The organism is Marinomonas gallaica, from assembly GCF_049821165.1.
Classification (GTDB): domain Bacteria; phylum Pseudomonadota; class Gammaproteobacteria; order Pseudomonadales; family Marinomonadaceae; genus Marinomonas; species Marinomonas gallaica.
The window spans coordinates 2472599-2491295 of sequence record NZ_CP187511.1 but is presented as its reverse complement, the minus strand read 5'-3'; the positions used below and the strand labels follow the sequence as shown (position 1 = coordinate 2491295).

Genomic DNA, 18697 nt, shown 5'->3' with positions numbered 1-18697 from the left:
CATGAATGCCATCATTAATGCCGCCCTTTCTCGTTCACGAACAGTCTTATTATTGTTCGCTCTGATTATTATATCGGGGACCGTTTCTTACATTGAGATTCCAAAAGAAAGCACACCTGACATCACCATACCTATGGCCTATGTCTCTGTTTCTCTAGAAGGTATCTCACCAGAAGACTCCGATAGCCTTTTAGTTCATCCTCTTGAACAAGAACTGCGCGGCGTAGAAGGCTTAAAAGAGATTCGATCAACGGCTTCTGAAGGCCACGCATCGCTTATTTTAGAATTTCTCTCCGGTGTCGACATCGATCAGGCCATTATAGACACCAAAGACAAAGTAGATCGAGCCAAAAGCGAACTCCCTACCGATGCAGAGGAACCTACCGTTACAGAGATCAATTTATCGACTTTCCCGGTTATTCGGATCAACCTATATGGCAACCTAGAGTTTGCCACCTTAAGCCGTATCGCTAACCGTCTTCAGGACGACATTGAATCCGTTGAAGGTGTATTAGAGGCGAAAATAAGTGGCGATCGTGACCAACAAGCGGAAATCATTATTGATCAGGAAAAGATCGATAGTTATGGATTGTCTTTAAGCGAAGTGGCAACCTTACTTTCTTCGAACAACCGTTTGGTGGCAGCCGGTAATTTGGACACAGGTGCAGGACGATTTCCTATCAAAGTCCCAGGACTACTGAAAACCGAGCAAGATATCATGAATCTGCCGGTTAAAGTTTCTGAGCAACAAATTGTACAATTGAAAGACATCGCCGTTGGTGAGTTGACCTTTGAAGACGCCCACAGCTATGCACGAGCAAATGGTCAACCCAGCATTACACTCGCGGTATCGAAACGTGTAGGCGCCAACATTATCGATACCATTGATGCGGTTAAACACGTTGTGAAGCAGAGCCAATCTAACTGGCCTAGCGAGTTACAATACAGCATCACTCAAGACCAGTCTGAAGAAATCGAAACCTCGCTGAACGATCTGTTTAATAACGTTTTAGCCGCGACTTTATTAGTGATGATTGTCATCGTTTGGGCACTTGGGCTGCGCTCCGCTATTCTTGTTGGCCTCGCTATCCCCGGCGCATTCTTAACAGGAATTCTGTTACTCAACATACAGGGCTTCACTATTAACATGGTGGTTCTGTTTGCGCTTATCCTCAGCGTCGGCATGCTGGTAGACGGTGCCATTGTCGTCATAGAGTATGCTGATAGAAAGTTAGCGGAAGGCCGCACTAAGCAACAAGCGTATGGTGAAGCCGCCAAGCGCATGGCATGGCCTATTATCGCGTCCACAGCTACAACCATCGCGGTCTTTATGCCACTAATGTTTTGGCCCGACATTGTCGGCGAGTTTATGCGTTACCTACCTATCACTGTGATTGCTACATTAGCGGCTTCACTTTTGATGGCGCTTATTCTCCTTCCTACCTTGGGCGCAATTATTGGTAGGAGCAATCCTAACAATCAATCGCTTATGGCCGCTCCCGAGATTCATGAAAGAAGCGACTTAAAAAAGTTGACTGGCCTCGCAGGCATGTACGGCCGCTTGCTAACACGTTTAGTAGAGCACCCCATTTTAGTACTTTTGACCGCGATTATTATGCTCATCGCGGCCGTCTTTCTATATATAAGCTTCGGCAAGGGCGTTGAATTCTTTCCCAACGTTGAACCCGAAGTTGCCAACTTGGAGGTACGTGCCAGAGGTGATTTAGCGTTAGCTGAAAAAGATGCCTTAGTTCGCCAAGTGGAACTTAAAGTACTTCCATTTAAAGAATTAAAAAGCGTCGTCAGTACCACCTACAGCACACCACCAGATAATGGTTCAGCCGATGCCATTGGCACCATTACAATGGAATTCATTGACTGGCACGAACGCCGCCCTGCCAGCGAGATTTTAGAAGATGTACGTCAACAGGCTCAGTCTATAGCAGGTATTAAAGTCACCACAGTAGTTGAGCAAGGCGGCCCACAGTCCGGTTCAGATATTGAGCTGCAGCTATCTTCTAATTTTAGCTCTGTCCTTAATGATTCTGCTGATCAAATCGTATCGGAACTACAGAATCAGCCTGAAATCATTTCGGTTAGCGATGACCGTTCTCTTCCTGGAATAGAGTGGCGTTTAGAAATCGACCGAGCGGAAGCCAGTAAATACAATGTCAGTGTTGATATGCTTGGCAATGTGGTTAAGCTGGTAACCACTGGCATCACTCTTGGAGATTTCCTTCCAGATGGCGCGCAGGACAAAATCGATATCGTACTTCGATTCCCAAAAAATGAGCGAACGCTAGATCAACTTGATCAACTGCACATTACAACTGCGCTTGGGATCGTTCCGATCAGTAATTTTGTCAAACGTGTTGCGGCGCCTAAACAAGGCTACATTCATCGAGTGGATGGTAAACGCGCCATCAAAATATCTGCCGACGTTAAAGATGGACTGGTTGTTGATCAAGTTATCCAAGGCTTTAAACGTAAACTTGAACAGGCCAATTTGCCAGAAGACCTTACTTACGAATTTCGAGGCAATACAGAAGAGCAAGAAAAAGCAGGCGTATTCTTAACTAAGGCCTTTGGGGTAGCATTTTTCATAATGGCCATCATTCTTGTCACCCAGTTTAATAATTTCTTTCAGTGTTTGTTGATTTTAAGTGCCGTAGTATTTTCAACCATGGGTGTTTTTCTAGGGCTATTAATCAAGAGTGAGCCATTTGGTATTGTAATGAGTGGCGTGGGCACCATTGCATTGGCTGGGGTCGTTGTGAACAATAATATCGTTTTAATAGATACGTTTAATGGCCTAAAAGCGTTAGGGCTATCCGCCAAAGAGGCCGCTATTCGTACCGGTGTACAACGCTTAAGGCCAGTATTGTTAACCACCATCACGACTGTACTCGGTCTGCTGCCGATGGTTTTTCAACTAAACATTGATTTCATTCATCAAGAGCTGAGTATCGGCGCACCCTCTTCACAATGGTGGACACAACTTTCAACAGCCATTGCTGGTGGGCTTGCTTTCGCTACGCCGCTAACACTTTTATTAACGCCATGTTTGCTGGTACTTGGTGCACGAAAACTCAATAAGTCTTGATTATGTAAACAATATGTACAAAAAACTTACATTTTACACTTGTGGTGTGTTTATGCCCTATACATAATGGGATTATTCTTTCGTAAAAATTAGGCAGTTACATCGATGGATTTTGCATCATTTATAGGAATAATATCTGGTATTGCTTTAATCGTGTCCGCCATTTTCCTTGGCAGTAGCGATTTCACAATATTCATCAACGTACCAGGCATCATGATTGTTATTGGAGGCACCATAGCGGCCACACTGCTTACCTTCCAATTTAAAGACACAATGGCAGCCCTAAGAGCAATGTTCATTGTCTTTGCTCAAGATAAGCAAGACCCTCAAGCGATGATTCAAACCATGCTGCAGTTGACAAAGGTAGCACGCCGCGAAGGCTTGATTGCCTTAAGTCGTGTCGATGCTGATTCACCCTTTTTAAAACGTGCTCTTGCCATGGCGTCCGATGCCTCAGACGAAGACTACATTCGCAACACCCTTCAAGCAGACATTGATTCACTTAAAATGCGTCATTACGTTGTCCAAGATGTTTTTAAAAAAATGGGCACCTACGCGCCCGCCTTCGGTATGCTCGGTACATTGATCGGCTTGATTCAAATGCTTTCTCAACTGGACAACCCTGAAAGTATCGGCCCCTCTATGGCTGTTGCACTACTTACTACATTTTATGGTTCGCTTTTAGCAACGGTAATTTTTAACCCTATTGCCGGTAAACTTAAGGCCCGGACCATTCTAGAAATTCAAACGCTAGAGATTATTCGTGATGGTACGGTCAGCTTATTAGGCAGTAACAATTACCTTGCCGTATACGAACGACTTTCTTCTTACATTCCAGCGCACCAGCGCAAACCTGCAGGAATGGGCGGAGATTAGCCATGTCTGACCCTTTATTTGAAGATGATGAAACCGCTGGCTGGATATTTACCTTTGCAGATTTAATGTCATTGCTACTGGTGTTTTTCATCTTGCTTTACAGTTTATCAAGAATGACAGAAACCACCCTAGTGGCCGCACTTTCGTCTATTCAGATCGCTCTGAATAGTAATGGCGCTCTCGTTCGCCAAGAACCGCTTAAGTATTCTGGTGGTGGCACTGAAACCATCAAACCGGCTGAACCTCAAATGGCGACCAATGAACAACTCACTTACGCAAAGGACCCTATTGATGAGGAAGTTCGTGAAGAGGTAAACGAAATTGCCAATGACGTTATGAGTAAATTTGTCGCGAACAACCTAGAAAACCAAGTCGCCGTATTCGAAGATGGTGAAAAAATCACCATCCGCATCGATGGACACTCTTTATTTGAATCAGGTGAATCAGACATTCTTTACAGTGCTGAACCTATCTACGAAACACTGCTTGGTATTTTTAATCGGTACCCTGATTACAACATCAATATCAAAGGGCATACTGATAATATCCCTATTCGTACAGCTCGGTTCCCGAGTAACTGGGAATTATCTGCGATTCGAGCCACCACAACCTTACGATACTTTTTGGAGAACGGTATTCCGCCAGAAAGAATGACAGCCACTGGTTATGCTGACAGCATTCCATTAGTTCGCAATGATACCGAAGAACATCGAGCACTGAATCGTCGTGTCGAGTTTGTCTTACAACGTGATAAAGACAAACCCATAAATGGTGATAATTAGAATATGCAAAACTACATCGGTTTAATGAGAGCGCCTAGATGAGTGGCGATCAAAACTTTGAATATCAATCCAGCGAACGTCGCAATGCTGTTAGGGTCATTCCAAAAGGACATACACTAACATTTGATGGTGGTATATATAAGCTTGACTGCGTTGACATCAGCGTGGATGGTGTCGCCCTAGCAAGTGATCTAGATTTAGCCATTGAAGCCGGAGAGCAAATCGCGTTTATTATGGACGAAAATGATCGTGTCATCGGCCAGGTTAAGGCAAAACTTATTTATAAGAAGCCTGGTCGTTCTGGCTGGATGTTTACTGCCATAGAAGAGCAAGTCTCCGAATTTATCGACGAGTTAGTGCTTGAAACTCAAAAATCAGTACTACGTACAGCAGCATCTACAAGGCGAGAAGAACAAGAAAAAATTATTTTAGATCAAGAAGACGAATAACAAACAACTTGATCACAAAAAAGAGCAGACTGAGCTGCTCTTTTTTATTCGCTAAAACCTTTGCTTTATACTTGTGCCAAAGCTTGTTCAACATCAGCAATAATATCGTCTATATCTTCAAGACCAACCGAAAGACGAATTAGCCCCTCTTTGATACCTGCTTTGTCTTTTTCGTCATCCGTCAAACGACCATGTGTTGTGGTCGCTGGATGCGTTACAAGCGTTTTAGTATCACCTAAGTTACCGGTAATTGACATCAACTTAACATTATCGATAAAGGTCCAGGCAGCTTCTCGCCCACCTTCCAACTCAAATGACATAACGCCACCAAAGTCTTTTTGCTGCAATTTGGCCAGCTCATGGTATTTGTGAGAGGGTAAACCACCATAGTTCACTTTAGTTACTTTAGGATGCTTCTCTAGGTGCTCAGCTAACGCCATCGCATTACCTGAATGCGCCTTCATGCGTAAACTCAATGTCTCCAAGCCATTCAGCAATACCCAAGCATTAAACGGGCTCATCGTCGGCCCTGCACTGCGCATGAAAGCAACAAACTGAGCAACAATTTCTTTTGACGCTATCAGTGCTCCACCTAAGCAACGACCCTGTCCATCAATAAACTTCGTCGCCGATTGCATAACGATATCAGCGCCCTGAGTCAGTGGGTTTTGTAACGCTGGAGTCGCCAATACGGTATCAACACAAAGCAGAGCGCCTTTTTCGTGAGCAAGCTCAGATACTTTAGCAACATCGACGACTTCATAAAGAGGGTTAGATGGTGTTTCGAAGTAGCATAGGCGGGTATTTTCGTTGATCTCACGTTCCCAAGCTTCATAATCTGTGGCATCTACATAGGCAATTTCAACGTTGTATTTAGCCATGTAAGCATTAAAAAACTTCACGGTGGAACCAAAGATATTACGCGAGCAAACCACTTTGTCACCAGCTTTCAGTAGCGAGTAACCCAACGTCATTAGTGCCGCCATACCAGATGAAGTCGCAACCGCAGCCTCACCTTTCTCTAGAGCCGCCAAGCGCTTTTCAAACATCTCAACGGTTGGATTAGTAAAGCGTGAATAGACATTACCCTCTAGTTCACCGCAAAACTTTCCTGCCGCTTCCGCCGCACTAGAATACGCAAAGCTAGAGGTCATAAAAATCGCTTCGCTATTTTCTTGCTCTTGGGTTTGACGAATACCCGCTCGAATTGCGAGCGTCGCATCTTTATATTCAGACATGGGTCACTCCAAGTTGACTCTTTATAAACAACTAAGCCAGGTATTATACCTGGCTTAGTATCAGCAAAAACAAACGATCACTAAGCCAATGAATTACATTGGGTGCATTAGATCATTATTTGTCGCATTCTCAGCAGATGATTTGCTTGAATCACTTCGAGCATCTGCAAGATTTTGAAGATACGCGGCATCAATATTGCCAGTAATGTAACGGCCGTCAAATACAGATGTATCGAATTCACGAACATCAGAGTGTTTCTCATCAATACATGCCGCAATCAGATCATCCAAATCTTGGAATATCAAACGGTCTGCACCAATCAATTCACAGATTTCATCGACGTTACGATTATAAGCAATCAATTCTGTAGCAGCGGGCATATCAATACCATAAACATTCGGGTATCGAACTTCTGGCGCTGCAGACGCTAAATACACTTTTTTAGCACCCGCTTCACGAGCCATTTCAATGATTTCTTGGCTGGTTGTACCACGAACAATTGAATCATCAACCAGCAAAACATTTTTGTCTTTGAACTCAAATGGTACTGGATTCAGCTTTTGACGGACGGACTTCTTGCGAATCGTCTGCCCTGGCATAATGAAAGTACGGCCAATGTAACGATTCTTGACCAAGCCCTCACGGAATGGAATATCTAACTCTTGGGCAATCTGCAATGCTGCAGTACGGCTAGTGTCAGGAATTGGAATAACAACATCAATATCATGATCCGCCCATTCACGCTTAATTTTGGCTGCTAGACGATCACCTTGATTAATACGAGCTTTGTAAACCGAAATATTGTCGATCACAGTGTCTGGACGAGCAAAATATACGTACTCAAACAGACATGGACGTGGCACCTTAGCTTCCGTGCACTGACGTTGATGTACTTTATGCTTGATATCAAAGAAAAGCGCTTCGCCTGGGCGAATATCACGTTCAATTTTGAAACCTGCAGCATCCAGCGCAACGCTTTCAGAGGCAACCATATACTCAGTACCGTTTTCAGTTTCTTTTGATCCGTAAATAAGTGGGCGAATACCATCAGGGTCGCGAAACGCAAGAATACCGTATCCAGTGATCAAAGCAACAACGGCATAACCACCTTCAATACGCTTATAGACGCGCTCTAAAGCATTAAAGATATCTTCTGGTGTTGGAACCAGCTTTCCTTCTTCATGTAACTCATGAGCCAAGACATTTACCAGCACTTCTGAATCAGACGTTGTGTTGACATGACGTAGGTCTGACTCAAACACTTCACGCTTAAGTTTAGCGGTGTTGGTCAAGTTACCATTATGAGCAAGAGAAATACCATATGGAGAGTTCACATAAAACGGTTGGGCTTCAGCTGAACTCGACGTACCAGCAGTCGGATAACGTGCGTGGCCAATACCAATATTGCCATGAAGTTTCTTCATGTGTCGTGTGCGAAACACTTCACTTACTGGACCGTTATCTTTGCGCAAGCATAATAATCCATTATGGCTTGTAACCATTCCCGCAGCGTCCTGACCGCGATGCTGAAGAACCGTAAGAGCGTCAAAGATGGCTTGATTAACCATCGACGTGGCTACTACACCAACGATACCACACATGTATATATACCTCGTGATTTGGGGAAACGACTTTGCCGTCTATTTAAAACTTCACACAAACGTGTGATTAACTATTCAAAGCACGATCGATAAGAGAAGAGTCAAATACCTCACTCCCTCTGCCTAACATCTCACGTAGCCAATCTTTTAATACAACGAGCTGCGGAACAAGCTGAGAAGATTTCCACATATCAGACTTCTCGATGGCAGGACTTAAACTCAAAAGAGAGATAAATGCCACTACAATCAACGCACCTCGAACAAAACCAAATAACATACCAATCACACGATCAGTACTGCTTAAACCAGTGGCTTGCACTAGTGAACCTAAAATAAGGCTGACCAATGCACCAATAACTAATGTTGCGATAAATAATCCAATAAACGCGACGATGTAGCGTATTTGATCGTTTTGAACCTGATCAATTAACAAGGTCTGCAAGGGCGTTGTGAACTTTACCGCAACGATAAAGGCTACTACCCAAGTTACCAAAGACATGACTTCTTTAATAAAACCGCGTTTTAAGCTCAGAAGAGACGACAACACCACTACCGCAATGATTAACCAATCAAGCGTTGAGATCGATTGTATATGTTCCACGCTTACCTCTTACTAATGCTGCGCAGTTTACCAAAAGTTCACGTTAATCCAAGCAACCAACGAGCAACTATTACGAATTTGGAGAATATTTGACAACAATTCCGCTGAGCTTAAATTCCTTAAGAACTTTGCTTTTCATTTTCTCTGAAGCTTCACGCTTTAATTCGGGTCCGACAAATACTTTAAATAAAGAATTACTGGTCATGACATAAGCAGGATAACCAGCGTCCTGTAAACGCTTAAGCGTTCGTGATGCATTATCTTTTTTACCAAAGGTTGCTACTTGCAACGTCCACCGCTCGCCAATAGGCGCCACTTCCTTCTTCACCGTCGCAGGCTTCTCCACCGGAGCCACTTGCTTAACTTCAGGAATTGGTTCTGCCTGCTGCACCACCTTGGGAGTCTCTTCAGGCTCAGAGATCAACTGAATAGTATTTGGGTCAGGGAATTCTTCGGTATCATCCGTCAATTCATCAACTGGCTCTACAGGCGCAATCACAACCTCTGGAAATGAAGGCTTCTCTGGCACAGTGATCTCTACGTCCAAAGACGTAGGGCGTTCACCATCAAGCACAAGCGGTAATAACACCGCCGCAGATACCATTAACAGGCCAGCACCGATTAAGCGATATTTTGACTTAGCATCTAGCATCATGAGCTTCCCCTTTGTTTACAGAGTCGATAAATACTCAGAAACGGTGACAAAAGAACCAAATACAATCAAAGTTGCCCCTTGCTGACGCGCTGAGTCTTTTGCCACAGTCAACGCGGACAAAATATCATGGTAACTGTTTGAGTGATTTACATAGGGCGCAAGCTCTGCCGCCTTCGCACCGCGGACTCCAGGCAAATCCAAGAAGTGCCACTCTGAAAAACTGTCCTTTAATGTTCCTAATACACTGCTAATATCTTTATCTTTAAGCATGCCACAAACAGCAATAACAGGCGTGTTCAAACGCGCCACTTGCTGCTTAAGTTGCTGCGCAGCCTCGGGATTATGAGCAACATCGATGTAAAGCGCGGGGCTCGACTCGACTTGCTGAAAACGTCCTAGCAAGCTTGCTTCTGTAAACATTTGAGTAAGTGACTCAACGTCTACGTCAATATCAAGCTGCAGCAAAACAGCAATGACAGTCGCTGCATTTTCAAGCGGCAACTTAGGCAGCGGTAGGCTTTCAAATGAACGACCAAAGCCACTCCAATTCCATACATTATCAAATTGAGTGAACGTAAAGTCTTTGTGCTTTTGAAAAAGAGGCGCGCCAGTTTCTTCTGCCACTGCAGCAATAGATGTTGGTGGATTGACTACACCACTGATAACAGGTTTGCCCGCACGCGCAATTCCGGTCTTTTCACGACCAATAACGTCGATAGAATCACCTAACCAATCAATGTGATCAAGCGCAATAGAGGTAACAACCGCGATATCTGTATCGACCATATTCACCGAGTCAAGACGTCCACCGAGTCCAACCTCGAGCACCCAATAATCTAGCTCTAGGCGATCAAACACCCAAAGAGCAGCGATCGTTGAAAACTCAAAGTAAGTTAAAGGTGTATCACCGCGCGCAGCTTCGATAACAGAAAAGGCTTCACACAAAAGCTCGTCAGGACATTCCTGTTCATTAATTGCTACACGCTCATTGAATCGCAGAAAATGCGGCGATGTGTACGTTCCTACTTTAAAACCGGCATCACATAAATACCGAGTCAACATCGTACAGGTTGAGCCTTTACCATTCGTACCAGCAACGGTGATGACTTTTGCCTTAGGTCGACCTAGTTGTAGTTTATCTAGAACGGACTGGCCTCGGGCAAGGCCAAGTTCGATTTCAGAAGGGTGTTGGCTCTCGATATATGAGAGCCAACCTTCAAGAGATGTTGATGACATTCAGTTAAGCTGCTTTATGAGTCAAAATCGATAGGATGTTATACAAACGATCACGCAAGTCTTCACGCTTTATGATCATATCCAAGGCGCCTTTATCCAAAAGAAATTCAGAGCGCTGGAAGCCTTCCGGCAATTTTTCGCGAACAGTTTGCTCTATTACTCGAGGCCCAGCAAAACCAATTAATGCATTTGGTTCAGCAACATTTAAGTCGCCTAGCATAGCCAATGATGCGGATACACCTCCAAAAACAGGGTCTGTCATTGCAGAAATGTAAGGAATACCTTGTTGCTTCATGCGCTCAAGTGCCGCACTTGTTTTAGCCATTTGCATCAAAGAAATAAGTGCTTCTTGCATACGAGCACCACCCGAGGCAGAGAAACAAACCAACGGTATATTTTTCTCAAGACAAACATTCGCTGCCTGAACAAACTTCTCGCCAACAATCGCACCCATAGAGCCACCTAAGAAGTTAAACTCAAAAGCAACCGCGACAACAGGCATGCCATTCAAAGTACCTTCCATTGCAACTAAGGCATCCTTTTCACCTGTTGCTTTTTGTGCGGCAACTAAACGATCTTTGTAGCGCTTAGAATCTTTAAACTTCAATTTATCTTCAGGTTCAAGCTGAGCAGCGATTTCTGTACGACCTTCTTTATCCAAGAAAATATCTAAACGGCGTCGGGCACTGACACGCATGTGATGTTCACATTTAGGGCAAACATCTAAGTTCTTTTCAAGCTCTGGACGATATAAAACGTTGTCGCACTTTGGGCACTTCTTCCAAAGACCTTCAGGCACACTGCCTTGTTGTGCACGCTTCGTTTCATTACGCATGATCGAAGGAACAAATTTATCTAGCCAACTGCTCATTTAACTCTCCAAAATATTAACAAACTGATGCCTATTGCTTATTTATCCAGTTCCGAACGCATCGGGGAAAAATAGCCTGCAAGGCAACAGCATCCTGATTTTGTGTGCGACGTTTGGCTTTCGCAATAACGCTTACCAAACACTACCGACGATGATACCGTCTAAACATTGACTTAACACACACGCTATTTTCGTATTACGAACATCAACGCCAATATCAATCGGTAGGCCTATATTTTTTTGCAAAGATTAGACATTCATATCTGCGCCGCTTGCATTCAAAGATGCAAACCTAGCATTCCTTTAATGGAGACACTTTAACACTGTCTTTATACCTGTAAGCAAATTCTCGTTGCTCAATAAACGATGTCATAGGCATTAAAGGCAAATCAAATCAATGCAGTTAATTTAAACGCATTCTACTACATCTATCGTCCATTCTGGAGTCATATTGACGAATAAAATGCTATCAAACGCAACCTTCCGGTCATCAATGAATGCTCAATAACAACACCGTCTTTTTTTAAAGCACAGGAAGAAGACCTTTTGCTCGTTTTATAAACAGGACCACTTTATCTGGATCTTTAAGCCCTTTTTCTTTCTCCACACCGCCACTTACATCTACAGCATAGGGACGAACGGCTTGAACCGCTTCTGCAACATTATCAACTGTCAAACCGCCTGCCAAAATAACAGGTTTTGCCAAGTTTTCAGGAATCAAATGCCAATCAAATGTTTCACCAGTGCCGCCTGGAACGCCCGGTTTATAAGCATCCAAAAGTATCGCTAATGCCTCAGAGTAACGCTCAACCTCAACCTGCAAGTCTACCTCAGGCTTCATGCGAATGGCTTTATAGAAAGGTACAGCGTATTTAGCACAACTCTCTGGAGATTCATCACCGTGAAACTGAATAATCCATCGCTTACTGCCTGATATTAACGCATTAACAAGAGATTCATCTGCATTAACGAACAACGCAATTGGCACTACAAAGGGAGGCAGAAGCGCAATAATAGCATTAGCTGCTTCAGGCGAAATATACCTAGGACTCTTGTCATAAAAAACAAAACCTAATGCATCAGCGCCCGCATTCACGGCATGCAGCGCATCCTCTAAACTCGTAATACCACAAATTTTAACGCGGCAATTCATACTCTGGCTCCTCTTTGAACGGTAAAAAATGAGGACCTAATGGTGGTTTAGGGACATTAAAATGACTCGGGTATTCAGCATCAACAAAGTAAAGACCATAAGGCGGCGCTGTCACACCCCCTTTAGAGCGGTCTTTTGCGTCCAATACCTGCTTAGCCCATTCAACCGGCTGCTCACCTGCACCAATCGTCATTAATACGCCGGCAAAATTACGAATCATATGATGCAAAAACGCATTCGCTCTGACATCTAAAACGATGTATTGACCAAACTGATCGACTGAGAAATTCAGGATAGTACGCACTGGACTGTTTGCTTGGCACCCTACCGCTCGATAAGAGGTAAAATCATGCGTACCTTTGAAGTACTCACACGCACGCTGCATAGCAACAACATCTAAGGCTTTATGAGTCCAAGTGACACCTTTACCTATAACTGCTGGGCGGAATTCAGACTGATATATGACATAGCGATAGCGACGGCTTTGCGCACTGAAACGAGCATGAAACTCTGAATCAACAACACGTGCCGCCTTAACTGAAATATCGGGAGGGAGGTTGGTATTAACTCCTAGCGTCCAAGCACGGATAGGTCGCTCGGATTCTGTTTCAAAGTGCACAACCTGCGCACTTGCATGAACACCTGCATCCGTTCTACCCGCACAAATCACGGTAACTGGATGATTTGCTATTTTGCTTAGGGCTTCTTCTAGACATTCCTGAACGGTAGCAACATCAAACTTTTGAGCCTGCCACCCCTTATACACTGCCCCATCGTATTCTACGACAAGGACTACTTTTTGTTTACTCACTTGGGAACATGCGCTCCATCATACTACTGGCTTCGGCAACCTGGCTTTCATTACCAGAATTAATCACATCATCCAGTATAACACGCGCACCCTCTTCATCACCCATATCCATGTAAGCTCGCGCTAAATCAAGCTTTGTTGCCACTTCATCACCGCTAGCGTCGAAGAAATCAATCTCTTCTTCGTCATCATCATCCTCAGACGCAGCATCTTCAGCCGCTTGCTCAGTGCCAAATTCAGGCACATCAAGACCACCAAAGTCGTCTTCTTGCTGAGCTTCAGCCAGCACTTCATCAATACTGTCCGCTAAAGCTGTATCAGGCTCCACATCAAAAACTGCCGACTCATCCACATCGCTCTGCTCATCGTCGGTCAAAAGACTATTGACGAAAGACTCTTCCTCAGAAAAATCTTCTGGAACATCTAAGCTTTCCTCAGCGTCTTCAGCAGGTAAGTCAAGCTCAGCAAGAGTATCTTCTAAATCAAAGCCATTATCTTCAGCATCAAGCACATCATCTTCTACTTCCTCAGTTGACGCGTCTCTCTCGAGCACTTCATCAAATGGGTCATCTTCAGGAGCAATCTCAGCGGTTTCTTCTACCTCAAACTCTGCAAACGGGTCATCAGCGGCAGCATCTTCATCTGCCAGCTCATCCATCTCCGCCCCCAGCGCATCCTCAAAATCATCAACTTCTGCACTATCGTCTAACTCGGGGATATCAAATTCATCAAACGCGTCGGTTTCGTCTTCTGTTTCGGGCATCACTTCTGACGATGCAACGGATTCATCAAAACCATCAAAACTATCTTCTTCAGGAACATCTACTTCAAAATCAAAAGCAAACGGATCTTCCTCTTCGATTGGTTCTTCTGCATCTTCAATCGGATCAGGCGTTGCAGCAGGCGCAACAGCTGCCGCAGCCACAGCAGGCGCAACAGCGGCCACAGGGGCCAAATCAAACTCTTGTGTATCGTCTTTTTTCTCTTTATCCGCTTTATTTCGACCGGATCGTTTCATTAACATACCGATCAACAGACCTATCAACAACAGGACCACACCTGCAATAGACATAATGATAGGATTTCCAAAAATTTTATTCATCCAAGAGGCATCTTCAGCCGCCGCTTGCTCACGACGCAGTTGATCTGCCTCCAGCAGTTGATCAACGGTATTTTTTTGCTCTTGCATAGCCTGCTGAGCGCTGGCGAACTGTCGCTGCAACTCCGCCATTTGCTGGTCTTTCAATGAAATTAGACGTTCCAGTGTCGCTAACTGCTCATTCAATTCACCAAGCTTATCGTTCAATTCAGCTTTTTCACGAGTTTCCTTATCAAGCAACTCATTCGTAGCAGACAACTCGGTTTCTAGTTCACTAATGCGCTGAACATCCGCTTCATTTGAGCTTGCATTTTCTTCCGGCAAAACACTTTGACCAGAGGCAAGCATCAATTTATCTTCAGTTGCTTTAGGCGAAGCTGGTGTAGAGTTCGCTTTTGCCTGAGTATTCATTTGCTCTTTGGACACAATCTCATCAAGGCGCCCAGCTTGCTTTAAAGCCATCCAAGCCGAATGTTGACGCTCAAACTCTTTCTCTGAAGTAGCGCGATTAAATAAGGCTATTTGCTCTTGCGTCGGTAGGCGTAAAACCGCCCCCTCGCGCAATAGATTAATATTATTTGCATAAAAAGCGTCTTGGTTTAACGCCTGGATCGCCATCATTGTCTGATAAATCGTCAACTGATTATTAGGACGATTAGAACCAGCAATGGACCAAAGGGTGTTACCCTTTTCAACGTTCAGCTCACCTTTTGCTGTAAGCGCTTTAGCTTGAGACGTTTCGCGGCGAAATACTTGATCTTTTGAAGAGGGTGCTTGAGGTGTAACAGATTGAACGACTTCAGGCTGGGATTTTTCCACCAGCGCAGGTTGGTTTAGCGGCGTTCGATATTCGCGAACCACTTGGCCGTTTGGCCAGCGCGCCGCCAACACAAAGTTGAGCTGATTAACCGTTAACGGAGCGTCCGTTTGAATCACTACCGCTAACTGACCATTCTCCCGAACCACATTGAAGTCGAGCTGGGATAATGTACTCGTCAGCGCAATACCAGCTTGTCGGAACTCACTTTCGGAGCCGAGACGAACATTAACGTCACTGGGAGTAAGACCATTAACGTCAGTTAACTGTATGCGCCCACGAAAAGGCTCATCCACCTGAGACTGGGAAGTTAGTTCGCCCAGCTCTAACGCATATCCATTGGACATGTATAACGCGCTGGATACAGCCAAACTAATCAGCGTTTTTCTGAGCATAAGCTTCCCTTTCTTGTTAAAAACTGACGACAAGTATCGGTCAAGTATCTAATACAGGTCATGATTTATCAATAGCTTTAGAATCAATGGTTTGGCTAATATCAGACTTTCTTAACATTCTGGCATCTTATTGATAAAGTCAGGGCGATATATAAAGCCCTGAACGCAGTCTACACTGAGCATCCTAGCCATTTCTAAATCTGCTTGAGTCTCAACCCCTTCAAGTATAATCTTTTTATTTGTCGTCCGTGCAAACTCAATCATTTGGCGCACAAACTTCATAAACACCTCATTATGCGCCATTCGTAGCACACAACGATCTAGCTTTACCCATTTAACTAACTGCAAAACCGACACTGAAATCATTGAATGGGGATGACACAGATCATCTAAAGCCGTATCGATACCAAGTGCATCAAATGCTTCGATCATCGATAAGCTCATAATGGCATCATTTATCTCTGAGTTTTCAATTAACTCGACCACCACATTGCCCTCCTCTTGACCGCGAATCAGTTGGACAAACGGATTATTATAGACTTCAACATCGGTCGCAAAAAAAGCATCCTGGTCTAAATTTACGAACAAGGTTTCGGGCGGGCGATACTCAAGTTGCAGCTGCTTTTGCGCATACTCAACTTGAAACAGCGTAATAGGGTTTTCATGCAGAGAAGCGTAAACTAAATCGGGACGTATCGCCTCCCCCTCTGAACTGTAAAAGCGCGATAACGCTTCGTAAGCAATGATGTCATTTGTAGACAGATCTACGATTGGCTGATATTCCACACCAAATCGCTTAGATTGAATAATTTCCAATAATACGGATCGACTAAGCGCCCCCTGATTCAAACTCAATGATTTGGCTCCCTATGCTCACATAAAAGTAAAATATAGTAATGAGAATCAATATCATAATCAATGGAAAAGCATAAAAAAGCCCCGCGAAATGCGAGGCTTTTAGTTCATATAAATACTCTTAAATCAAGAGGTTAATGCATCCTTTCGGATTACATCATCCCTCCCATTCCACCCATGCCACCCATATCAGGCATAGCAGGAGCACCTTCTTGAGGAAGGTCAGCAATCATTGCTTCAGTCGTGATCATTAGACCCGCAACCGATGCAGCCGCTTGAAGAGCAGAACGAGTTACTTTAGCTGGGTCAAGGATACCCATCTCGATCATGTCGCCGTATTCGCCAGTCGCAGCGTTGTAACCGTAGTTACCTTCGCCTTGCTTAACTTTATCTACAACAACAGACGCTTCGTCACCTGCGTTAGATACGATCTGACGCATTGGCGCTTCCATCGCACGTAGTGCTAATGTAATACCAACGTTTTGATCTTCGTTATCGCCACGAAGTTCGCCAAGCTTAGACAATGCGCGAACCAATGCAACACCACCGCCCGCAACAACACCTTCTTCAACCGCTGCACGTGTCGCATGAAGAGCATCGTCTACACGAGCTTTCTTCTCTTTCATTGCCACTTCAGTCGCTGCACCGATCTTGATTACGCCAACACCACCAGCAAGCTTCGCAACGCGCTCTTGTAGCTTTTCTTTGTCGTAATCAGATGTTGAGTTCGCCATTTCAGCGCGGATCTGCTCAACACGAGCATTGATAGAAGCATTGTTACCTGCGCCATCAACGATCGTTGTATTTTCTTTAGTCAAGGTTACACGCTTAGCTGTACCAAGCTGCTCAACTGTTGTGCTCTCCAAAGATAGACCAACTTCTTCAGAAATGACGGTTGCACCAGATAGAATCGCGATGTCTTGTAACATTGCTTTACGACGATCACCGAAACCAGGCGCTTTAGCTGCCGCAACTTTCACAACACCACGCATAGAGTTAACAACAAGTGTTGCCAACGCTTCGCCTTCAACGTCTTCTGCAATAATCAACAGAGGACGAGATGCTTTTGCTGCAGCTTCTAGAGTCGGAAGCAAATCACGGATGTTTGAAATCTTCTTGTCTACCAAAAGGATGAATGGGTTTTCTAGTTCCGCACTCATTGTCTCTTGGTTATTGATGAAGTAAGGAGATAGGTAGCCACGATCAAACTGCATACCTTCAACCACTGCTAGCTCATCTTCAAAACCTGAGCCTTCTTCAACAGTGATAACGCCTTCTTTACCAACACGCTCCATTGCTTCAGCAATGATCTTACCTACTGAATGATCAGAGTTAGCAGAAATAGTACCTACTTGCTCAATCGCACGAGTATCAGAACAAGGCGTAGAAAGCGCAGCGATTTCTTCTACTACGGCATTTGCAGCTTTATCGATACCGCGTTTAAGATCCATTGGGTTACGACCCGCAGCTACCGCTTTAAGACCTTCAGTTACGAAAGCTTGAGCAAGTACTGTCGCTGTTGTCGTACCATCACCTGCAACATCGTTTGCTTGGGAAGAGACTTCTTTAACCATTTGAGCACCCATGTTCTCAAAACGGTCTTCAAGCTCGATCTCTTTGGCTACGGTTACACCATCTTTTGTTACTAGTGGCGCACCGAAAGATTTTTCGATTACAACGTTACGGCCTTTTGGACCTAGCGTTACTTTTACAGCATCAGCAAGGACGTTAACGCCTTTAAGCATTTTTTGGCGAGCGCTGTCTGAGAATTTTACTTCTTTAGCCATTTTCTCTAATCCTAAATTTTATTAATTTTGCTAATCGTTGATTAATCAGAAACAAGACTTAGGCTTCAATTACGCCGTAGATTTCATCTTCTTTCATGATCAGTAACTCTTCTCCGTTTAGCTTAACGGATTGACCTGAATACTGGCCAAACAACACAGTGTCACCAACCTTAACTGCCAATGCTTGCACATCGCCATTAGATTGAATACGACCCGTGCCCACAGCCAAAACTTCACCCTGAGTAGGTTTTTCTGCAGCAGAACCTGGCAGAACGATACCAGACGCAGTTGTTGTTTCTTCTTCTTTACGGCGAACAACGACGCGATCGTGCAAAGGACGAATATTCATTGATCTATATCTCCAAAG

The 18697-nt window shown here is 44.3% G+C and carries 16 protein-coding genes; 4 read left to right on the top strand and 12 right to left on the bottom strand.

What is annotated here, in order from left to right:
• Position 1: 1 nt before the first annotated feature.
• The 4 genes from ACPUEK_RS11670 (at position 2) to ACPUEK_RS11655 (ending at position 5210) form a co-directional block, all read left to right on the top strand.
• Positions 2-3103, top strand: coding sequence for an efflux RND transporter permease subunit (locus tag ACPUEK_RS11670; RefSeq protein ID WP_425640854.1), 3102 nt, complete (start codon positions 2-4; stop codon positions 3101-3103).
• Positions 3104-3208: 105 nt separating this feature from the next.
• Complete coding sequence (locus ACPUEK_RS11665; protein ID WP_067038268.1) at positions 3209-3979, top strand: motility protein A; 771 nt, start codon at positions 3209-3211, stop codon at positions 3977-3979.
• A 2-nt stretch (positions 3980-3981) separates the two neighbouring features.
• Positions 3982-4761: an OmpA/MotB family protein gene (locus tag ACPUEK_RS11660; RefSeq protein ID WP_067038269.1), complete on the top strand. Its 780-nt coding sequence runs from the start codon at positions 3982-3984 to the stop codon at positions 4759-4761.
• A 38-nt stretch (positions 4762-4799) separates the two neighbouring features.
• A complete protein-coding gene (locus tag ACPUEK_RS11655) occupies positions 4800-5210 on the top strand; it encodes a PilZ domain-containing protein (protein ID WP_067218706.1) in 411 nt (136 codons plus the stop codon).
• 65 nt (positions 5211-5275) lie between these two features.
• On the opposite strand, the gene ACPUEK_RS11650 is transcribed toward ACPUEK_RS11655, so the two are convergent.
• The 12 genes from ACPUEK_RS11650 to ACPUEK_RS11595 all read right to left on the bottom strand — a co-directional run bounded on the left by ACPUEK_RS11650 (position 5276) and on the right by ACPUEK_RS11595 (position 18679).
• A complete protein-coding gene (locus ACPUEK_RS11650) occupies positions 5276-6448 on the bottom strand; it encodes an O-succinylhomoserine sulfhydrylase (protein WP_425640853.1) in 1173 nt (390 codons plus the stop codon).
• 93 nt (positions 6449-6541) lie between these two features.
• Positions 6542-8050 carry an amidophosphoribosyltransferase gene (gene purF / locus ACPUEK_RS11645; protein WP_067218699.1) on the bottom strand — a complete coding sequence of 503 codons (1509 nt, stop codon included), beginning with the start codon at positions 8048-8050 and terminating at the stop codon, positions 6542-6544.
• A 67-nt stretch (positions 8051-8117) separates the two neighbouring features.
• Positions 8118-8651 (bottom strand): CvpA family protein, encoded by a 534-nt coding sequence (locus ACPUEK_RS11640; RefSeq protein WP_067218696.1) that lies wholly within the window; start codon positions 8649-8651, stop codon positions 8118-8120.
• A gap of 70 nt (positions 8652-8721) precedes the next feature.
• Positions 8722-9306, bottom strand: a complete 585-nt coding sequence (locus ACPUEK_RS11635; protein WP_425640852.1) for an SPOR domain-containing protein — start codon at positions 9304-9306, stop codon at positions 8722-8724.
• A 15-nt stretch (positions 9307-9321) separates the two neighbouring features.
• Positions 9322-10542 carry a bifunctional tetrahydrofolate synthase/dihydrofolate synthase gene (gene folC / locus ACPUEK_RS11630; RefSeq protein ID WP_425640851.1) on the bottom strand — a complete coding sequence of 407 codons (1221 nt, stop codon included), beginning with the start codon at positions 10540-10542 and terminating at the stop codon, positions 9322-9324.
• Between the two features lie 4 nt (positions 10543-10546).
• On the bottom strand, positions 10547-11413 hold the full coding sequence (gene accD / locus ACPUEK_RS11625) for an acetyl-CoA carboxylase, carboxyltransferase subunit beta (protein WP_067038275.1): 867 nt from the start codon (positions 11411-11413) through the stop codon (positions 10547-10549).
• Between the two features lie 523 nt (positions 11414-11936).
• Positions 11937-12566 carry a phosphoribosylanthranilate isomerase gene (locus tag ACPUEK_RS11620; RefSeq protein WP_067218690.1) on the bottom strand — a complete coding sequence of 210 codons (630 nt, stop codon included), beginning with the start codon at positions 12564-12566 and terminating at the stop codon, positions 11937-11939.
• The gene (gene truA, locus ACPUEK_RS11615) at positions 12550-13377 is read right to left on the bottom strand and encodes a tRNA pseudouridine(38-40) synthase TruA (protein WP_067038277.1); all 828 of its coding nucleotides are present in this window, start codon (positions 13375-13377) and stop codon (positions 12550-12552) included. The genes ACPUEK_RS11620 and truA overlap by 17 nt, the downstream gene beginning before the upstream one ends.
• The gene (locus ACPUEK_RS11610) at positions 13370-15688 is read right to left on the bottom strand and encodes a FimV/HubP family polar landmark protein (RefSeq protein WP_067218688.1); all 2319 of its coding nucleotides are present in this window, start codon (positions 15686-15688) and stop codon (positions 13370-13372) included. The genes truA and ACPUEK_RS11610 overlap by 8 nt, the downstream gene beginning before the upstream one ends.
• Before the next feature lie 111 nt (positions 15689-15799).
• Positions 15800-16543 (bottom strand): EAL domain-containing protein, encoded by a 744-nt coding sequence (locus ACPUEK_RS11605; RefSeq protein ID WP_231872579.1) that lies wholly within the window; start codon positions 16541-16543, stop codon positions 15800-15802.
• A 152-nt stretch (positions 16544-16695) separates the two neighbouring features.
• Positions 16696-18330 (bottom strand): chaperonin GroEL, encoded by a 1635-nt coding sequence (groL, locus tag ACPUEK_RS11600; RefSeq protein WP_067038280.1) that lies wholly within the window; start codon positions 18328-18330, stop codon positions 16696-16698.
• A gap of 58 nt (positions 18331-18388) precedes the next feature.
• Positions 18389-18679, bottom strand: a complete 291-nt coding sequence (locus ACPUEK_RS11595; protein WP_067038281.1) for a co-chaperone GroES — start codon at positions 18677-18679, stop codon at positions 18389-18391.
• Positions 18680-18697: the final 18 nt, after the last annotated feature.

What these genes read in the sequence shown, in the direction of transcription:
- ACPUEK_RS11595 (WP_067038281.1), bottom strand. Translation starts at nt 18,679, where the DNA reads ATGAATATTCGTCCTTTGCACGATCGCGTCGTTGTTCGCCGTAAAGAA.
- purF (WP_067218699.1), bottom strand. Translation starts at nt 8,050, where the DNA reads ATGTGTGGTATCGTTGGTGTAGTAGCCACGTCGATGGTTAATCAAGCC.
- folC (WP_425640851.1), bottom strand. Translation starts at nt 10,542, where the DNA reads ATGTCATCAACATCTCTTGAAGGTTGGCTCTCATATATCGAGAGCCAA.
- ACPUEK_RS11655 (WP_067218706.1), top strand. Translation starts at nt 4,800, where the DNA reads ATGAGTGGCGATCAAAACTTTGAATATCAATCCAGCGAACGTCGCAAT.
- ACPUEK_RS11610 (WP_067218688.1), bottom strand. Translation starts at nt 15,688, where the DNA reads ATGCTCAGAAAAACGCTGATTAGTTTGGCTGTATCCAGCGCGTTATAC.
- accD (WP_067038275.1), bottom strand. Translation starts at nt 11,413, where the DNA reads ATGAGCAGTTGGCTAGATAAATTTGTTCCTTCGATCATGCGTAATGAA.
- ACPUEK_RS11670 (WP_425640854.1), top strand. Translation starts at nt 2, where the DNA reads ATGAATGCCATCATTAATGCCGCCCTTTCTCGTTCACGAACAGTCTTA.
- ACPUEK_RS11650 (WP_425640853.1), bottom strand. Translation starts at nt 6,448, where the DNA reads ATGTCTGAATATAAAGATGCGACGCTCGCAATTCGAGCGGGTATTCGT.
- ACPUEK_RS11620 (WP_067218690.1), bottom strand. Translation starts at nt 12,566, where the DNA reads ATGAATTGCCGCGTTAAAATTTGTGGTATTACGAGTTTAGAGGATGCG.
- ACPUEK_RS11635 (WP_425640852.1), bottom strand. Translation starts at nt 9,306, where the DNA reads ATGATGCTAGATGCTAAGTCAAAATATCGCTTAATCGGTGCTGGCCTG.
- groL (WP_067038280.1), bottom strand. Translation starts at nt 18,330, where the DNA reads ATGGCTAAAGAAGTAAAATTCTCAGACAGCGCTCGCCAAAAAATGCTT.
- ACPUEK_RS11660 (WP_067038269.1), top strand. Translation starts at nt 3,982, where the DNA reads ATGTCTGACCCTTTATTTGAAGATGATGAAACCGCTGGCTGGATATTT.
- ACPUEK_RS11665 (WP_067038268.1), top strand. Translation starts at nt 3,209, where the DNA reads ATGGATTTTGCATCATTTATAGGAATAATATCTGGTATTGCTTTAATC.